We start from the raw sequence: 6966 nt of genomic DNA, 5'->3' as shown, positions 1-6966 counted from the left end.
CCGAAGGCAACTACCTGATCCTAGAGGCAAGAAAAAAATCTCTCCGCGGTAGAGGCCGTCTGCGCTTACAAGGAGCTTACCCAAGTGGAGCGGGCCTTTAGGAAGTTAAAAGATGTCCTAGAGATGCCTCCGATCTATCCCCATGATCCGAGAGCTCATCCAGGCCCATGTCTTTGTCGCCGCCTTAGCCTTCTTACTTGACCGGCTATTGGAGAAAAAACTTAAGGCAGCCAAACTCCCCTTTTCCCCCGAAGAGGCCCTGACTCACCTACTCACCGTCCAAAGACGCCCAAGGCAAACATCGCTGGCACCAAACACCGCAAAGTCACGGCGGGAAACCAACATGGGCGGCCGGATCCTTTCCGCCCTCCGAGTTGGCTTCATGGAGCCTTGGAAACCCAAAAATAGCTCCTAAAACCCTCGCATAGTGACACATTGAAAAAAGCTCATTGATAATCAGCACCTTACAAAAGTTTCACCAAACATAGGTTAGAGGACCTCAAAAAAAATGTTCACATAAAAAACGTTTAAAAAAACGCCGCCTGCGAAGACCCGGCATGCGGGCGGCGAGGAGAGACCGCCTGCCTCGATATCGTCCCTTCTGCAGTCGCAATAGCCGGGGAGACCGCGGCTTGCCTGGAGAAGTTTTGCTCGATGGTCGAGCAGCCCTGGCGCAAGCTTATGCCCGTCCAAAGAGCGATTGGCCGTTTGCGCCAGGCAACCAACCCGGACAATTTTAATGAGAACCGGACAGTGAAGAAAGCCACTCGGAGGTGGATCGCCTCCTTGCGGTATCGGCTTCTTCGAGGACGGCTTGAAGAAACCAAGCGGCGCCTCGCAGCCGCCCGCAAGAGAAGCCACGGCGAGTTGGCATCGTACCGCTTATCTTCTCAAGCAAGCGGGAGGGGCGCGATGAATCGACATGTCTCATCCCTGGAACCCTCTGGCTTCAGCCATGGGGAGGTTCAGACAAGGTTAGCCATTGTTCTATTTTTTTAAGAAAAATAAGATGCTATGCTCTCAGTATTTTCTTAGGGCTTTAGTTTTCTTGCAAAAAAGATAAAACACTGGATAATCTTAAATAATGGAGTGGGTTCAAACAATTACGGTAATCATTACTGTTATAGGTGCTGTGGTCTGGTTTCAGAATAGTCTACGAGGGGAAATGAACAGTCTTCGAGGGGAAATGAACAGTCTTCGAGGAGAAATGAACAGTCTTCGAGGAGAAATGAACAGCCTAAGGTTAGAAATGAATTCTAGGTTTGAAGCGATGGAGAAAAGAGTGGATGATCTCCGATCAGAAATGAATTCTAGGTTTGAAGCGATGGAGAAAAGACTGGATGATCTCCGATCAGAAATGAATTCCAGGTTTGAAGCAGTGAACGCGAGGTTCGCCGAGCAGGGGAAAAGAATAGAATTAATAGAAAAAATTTTGGCTAAAGCCGTTCGACTGGATGTAGAAGAACTTAAAAAATCTTCTTGATTGTTATGCTTTTACTCGGAAACCGTAATCGAAATACTTTTTTTCTTTCTTTCCATTGAGATAGTCGGTAGAGCAAAAATTCTAAAAATTCTTATAGGAGAGATAAAATTTTTGGGCTTTTTGATGTATTCTGAGTACTGTTCCATTTTTATAAGTTTTATTGAGTTTAACTTACCATCTTGATCTACTCTTGATTTTTGGCTATTTATCGTGGCGCACCCGGCGTGATTCGAACACGCGACCAATGGATTAGAAATCCGTGGTATCGCAATCTGGTAGAAGACTTTTATTCTTGTGTCGTTGACAGATCGTTATTTTTGTTTTCATCAGAAAACGAATCCCCAAAGTGAGGAGGTCAGACGTACCCCGATACCAGTGGCTTGTGACCGACTGGGGGGGAGGATGGGAAAGCTCATAGAGAGAGCCTTTTTTTTCAAACATAGTGCTACATTGTGAAGAATTTTTTCTATAATAGCTTGATTTGACTCGAATCGATCAGAGTTGTTAGGTAATTTCTCCTTATGTTTCTGCGTATCATTCCAATCCTGCGGCCAAGCGAGAAAGTGGACCGATACATTCGGCTGGTGGAGAGCTACTACAATCGAGGGAAGACGCGATACCTGACGAGAGCGAATCTTCTAGCGCAAGGAGCTTTTGGCTCCTCATGTGGACAGGCTTGTGGAGCTATTTAAGGGGCGAGCCTGCAACGACGATAGGGAGCTGGAAGGCGGAATCAGCGGAGGATTGGGGGCCGACCTTGGTGGCTAGGGTTCTTTGGGAAGAGTTAGGGTTTCCAAAGCGTTTGGAGGGAAGTGGGAAGAAGCAGCAATGTCTTTCGCTTGGGGAGAGAGCGTTTGTTTTGGTGGCTCATCGGCTGATTTGTCCGGGAAGCGAACATGCCCTAGGCCAGTGGTTAGAGACGGACTATGTGTCCGATTGGAGGGGGAAGCGGATATTGCCGATCTGGAAGGAAAATGGTCGGGTGCGGGTGGACCATCGCTTTCTTTAGCCTTGGTATCGGACGCTGGATGAGCTGATTCAAAGGAAGGAAGAGCTCAAAGAGCGGCTTTTTAGCCGGCTACAAGATCTTTTTTCCTTCCAGCCCGAGACAGTCTTCTACGATTTGACTTCCACCTATTTCGAAGGGGAAGGGCTAGAGGATCTAGCTTGAGTTTGGGTATAGCCCAAGACCGGCGGGGAGGCAATCGGCAGATTCTTTTGGGAGTGGTGATGGTTAGTGGCTCTTCCGATTGCCCACCATTTCTTTTGAGGCGATGTGCAGGATAAAAAGACGGTATAGAGGGTAGTGGAGGACTAAAGAGAATCGCTTTGGGCTAGCACTGGGTGGTCTTTGCTCGGGGACCGGGGGATGGTCAGTACGGCAAACCTGGGCTTTCTTTGGAACCAGGGCCATGGGTTTTTGGTGGGATTAGGGCGGCGCAGAAGCCCGGAGGTCCTAGAGTACCTTCGCCTGGCGCAATCTGGTTCCTAGCAGCTGCTATCTCTCTGGAAAGTAAAGACCGACTCTGCGAGGTTCCGGGACGTCTTATGGGACAGCGGATCTTTGTGGTGGAGAGTGCCTTAGCGGCTGGCTTACGAGCAAGCGATGCGAGAGGCAGCTGTAGCTAAGATTCGGGAAAAAGCTCTCAGAAGCTCGCTAAGCGGGTAGAAAACGCAAGAGCTTCGTCATCCAGAAAAGATTGGGGCTGCTGCGCTGAGCGCATCCTTTGGGCCTATCACGGACATTGCTACTTTTGCTTGAATCTTTCTTCCGGTCGGTTCCAGTTTTCTCAAAGAGCTTTTGGAAGAGGAAAAGCTTCTGGAAGGCAAGTGCCTGATCCTGACGGAAGAAAAACATCTCTCTGCAGTGGAGGCCGCCGTCTGCGCCTGCAAGGAGCTTAGCCAAGTAGAGCGGGCCTTTAGGAAGTTAAAAGATGTCCTAGAGATCTAGTCCGATCTCTCACTATGATCCGAGAGCTCGGTCCACGCCCATGGCTTTATCGCCGCCTTGGCCTTCTTGCTGGATCGGCTTTTAGAAAAAAAAACTCAAGGCAGCCAAGCTTCCCTTTTCCAGCCAAGAAGCCTTGACTCACCTCCGGACCGTCCAAAGACGCCCGAGGCAGATCTCGGAGGTCCCAAACACCGTGGTGTCGCTGCTGGAAAGCGAGCAGGCGCGTCAGATCGTTTCCGCCCTGAAAATCAGCTCCTTGTAGCCGTGGAAACCTAAAAAAAGAACCTCCAAAACACCACATAGTGACACATTGAAAAAGCTCATTGATAATCAGCATCTTACAAAAGTTTCACCAAACATGGGCTAGTGGCTTGCACAAATCATAAGGTGATCACTCGACAGCAATACGGATAGATATCTATGCCTATGCATGCAGCTCATTCGGTTGGATGTAAGGTACAAAAAGGGTTGAAGGCTGTGAGGCGATAAGAGTTCGAGTAGAAAGTAGGTGAGTCAATGGCGGTGTAGGATTGGTATCGACCTGGGCATTGGCTGGTTTGCCTATGAAGGGAGCGATGTAGACATCTTGCCAACAGCAGGAACTCACCGAAGTGAGTCAAGGGCGGCTTAATGTCCAGCCTGAGCGCTTTATAGATCTCTGGCATTCAGGTCGAGAAGGATGTCATTTTGCCAAAGAGCAAGAGAAGACTGAGTAGGAATGGAAGAGAAAAAAGAAATTCTCTTATTCTTTTGGCCTTAATCCTCTAAAGAGAGCAAGGGATCGATCTTTTAGTTGGTAAGTAGATTCTCCAGGAATGTCTTCTTCAGGAAGCTGCCCATAGGATGTGTCTATCACTCTAATCCAACTGCGATTATTTCTTCTTTTCGGTAACTTAAAGACAATGTCATTTTCAGACCCATTAAAACAGATCAAGATAGAATTTCCTTTTATGGGTTTACCCTCTGAATCAATATCTCCTATGAGATCACCTGCCATATAGACTTGAAAGGATTTAATAAATCCTGCGTTCCACTTTTCATCCGTTAAAGGGCTGCCATCACAGTCTAACCAAAGAATATCTTTTATGTTTGTGCCACGGATTGTTCTTCCATGAAAAAATTTGCTTCTTTGGAACACCGATTCTTCCTTACGGATTTTGATCAATTTTATAACAAATTGCAGAAATTCATTTTTTTCTTTCTCTTCCAAATTCCAGTCTAACCATGTCAATTCATTGTCCTGACAGTACGCATTGTTATTTCCTTTTTGACTATGGCCTAATTCATCTCCAGCAAGGAGCATTGGCACTCCGATAGAAAAAAGGAGTGTTGCAAGAAAATTTTTTCTCTGTCGGGTTCTAAGCTCTAAAATTGATTTATCATCGGTTGGGCCTTCTATTCCGCAATTCCAGCTATTATTATCGTTATTCCCATCTCTATTCTCTTCTAGATTTGCTTCGTTATGCTTCTGGTTGTAGCTTACAAGATCCATGAGAGTAAAACCATCATGGCAAGTAACAAAGTTAATGCTCGCATAGGGTTTTCGTCCACTCTGCTCATACAGATCACTCGAACCTGCCAACCGATTAGCAAACTCAGGCAATGTGCCAAGATCCCCTTTCCAGAATTTTCTCACGTCATCTCGGTATCTACCATTCCATTCAGCCCATCCGACAGGGAAATTGCCAACTTGATAGCCCCCATCCCCTACATCCCATGGCTCAGCGATGAGTTTTACTTGAGAAAGAATGGGATCTTGCAAAATGGCATCGAAAAAAGTTGAGAGTTTATCCACTTCGTAGAGTTCTCTTGCAAGAGCGCTTGCTAGATCAAAACGAAACCCATCAACTCCCATCGTTTCTACCCAGTAGCGAAGGCTATCCATGATCAGCTGGATGACCCTTGGGTTTTGCATGTTAAATCCATTACCACAGCCGCTAAAATCCATGTAGTATCTTGGGTTATCAGCAGAAAGTCTATAGTAAGCAGCATTGTCAATGCCCCTGAAGCAAAGGGTAGGGCCTAATTGATTACCTTCGGCTGTATGATTGTATACAACATCGAGAATGATTTCGATCCCTGCGGCATGCAGGGCTTGGACCATGGTTTTAAATTGAGCTATGGGGTCAAGATCTGTTTGAGAAGCTACAAAACGCTGATCGGGAGCAAAAAAACCTATAGTATTATAACCCCAGTAGTTCACGAGTCCTTTTCTTATCAAATGTTCTTCAGAGATATGTTGCTGGATGGGCATCAATTCCACTGCTGTAATCCCTAGATTAAGCAGGTGGTCAATGGCGGGTTGGGAAGCTAGGCCTAAAAAAGTTCCTCGGAATTCAGGTGGGATTTTTTCATTTTTCTGAGTAAATCCTTTGACGTGTAGCTCATAAATGATGGTCTTATGCCAAGGGATAGATGGCTTAGGCTCCTTTTTCCCTGTGGACTGATTGGAATCTATTACGACCGATAGAGGAACATAGGGAGCACTGTCTGTCTCGTTAAAAGAAAGATCGGATTGAGGATCATTTATCTTATAACCAAAAACAGCCTCATTCCAGTTGAGTTCACCTTTGATAAGTCTAGCGTAAGGATCAAGCAAGAGTTTATGAGGATTAAACCGATGCCCTGCCTGAGGTTCATAGGGACCATGGACTCTGTAGCCATACAACTGTCCAGGTGAAAGGGAAGGAATATAGACATTCCAAATGTAATCAGTACAATCGGTTATCGGTACTTTTGTTTCCTTTCCCGTTGAGTCAAACAAGCAAAGGTCGACTTTGGTGGCATGTTCGGAATAGAGAGCAAAGTTGACCCCTTGCCCATCCCAGGTTGCCCCTAAAGGATAGGTTCGGCCAGGCAATGCGGTATATATGGTATCTTTTTCCATGCACTAACCCTTCGGTTGGTTTAATTTTAAAAAAGTATATAAAGATAAAAGGGGTTGTGAGAAAGAAAAACAAAAGATCCCTTTTTCCATAAACTCTTGATTGTGGCAAAACAGCTTATAGGCCTAAGCGCTTATTTATTGTAGGATTTTAGAAAGAAAAGTCGAGAGGAGGGACATGGAAAAATGGGTTCGAAAAGGGCTTGAACAGTTTCTATACAAGTTACTTTTTCCTTCTCATAAATGTACATTCTAAACCTGTCGCCCAAGCTAGTCAGCATTCAAGAGGCCGCCGAGTTCCTGGGGGTTGCGCCGCAAACACTGCGACGCTGGGAGAGCGAGGGCAATCTCCTACCCGATGAACCCACAGCAGGTGGGCGACGACGCTACGACCTTGCGCTGCTTCAGCCAGACCAATTTCGTGCGCCGGAGAAGATAGGCCGCACCATTGCCGCCTATGCCCGTGTGTCCAGTCACGACCAGAAGGACGATCTGGAAGGGCAAAAACAGGTTCTTGAGCTGTTCTGTGCCCCCGGCAAGGCTGGACATTCGAGCTGATCGCGGACCTGGGTTCTGGCATGAACTACCACAAAAAAGGCCTGAAGCGCCTGCTGGATGCGATCATCGGCGGTGAAGTTGGGTGCCTGC

The 6966-nt window shown here is 46.7% G+C and carries 3 protein-coding genes and 1 pseudogene; 3 read left to right on the top strand and 1 reads right to left on the bottom strand.

Translation table 11 applies throughout. The features are described 5' to 3' along the window. Positions 1–1084 precede the first annotated feature (1084 nt). Complete coding sequence (locus A7Q09_RS06390; protein WP_134390444.1) at positions 1085–1483, top strand: hypothetical protein; 399 nt, start codon at positions 1085–1087, stop codon at positions 1481–1483. Between the two features lie 664 nt (positions 1484–2147). Beyond that, the gene (locus A7Q09_RS06385) at positions 2148–2492 is read left to right on the top strand and encodes a hypothetical protein (protein ID WP_134390443.1); all 345 of its coding nucleotides are present in this window, start codon (positions 2148–2150) and stop codon (positions 2490–2492) included. Between the two features lie 1684 nt (positions 2493–4176). Here the strand turns inward: A7Q09_RS06385 and glgX are convergent. Further along, on the bottom strand, positions 4177–6321 hold the full coding sequence (gene glgX / locus A7Q09_RS06380; protein WP_134390442.1) for a glycogen debranching protein GlgX: 2145 nt from the start codon (positions 6319–6321) through the stop codon (positions 4177–4179). Positions 6322–6561: 240 nt separating this feature from the next. Here glgX and A7Q09_RS06375 point away from each other — a divergent pair. Beyond that, positions 6562–6966, top strand: a pseudogene (locus tag A7Q09_RS06375) (recombinase family protein); the annotation flags it as partial.

Origin of the sequence: Methylacidiphilum sp. Yel, assembly GCF_004421185.1 — a bacterium.
Lineage (GTDB): Bacteria > Verrucomicrobiota > Verrucomicrobiia > Methylacidiphilales > Methylacidiphilaceae > Methylacidiphilum.
Note: the sequence above shows the minus strand (reverse complement) of the source record. Positions and strands in the feature narration are given on the sequence as shown.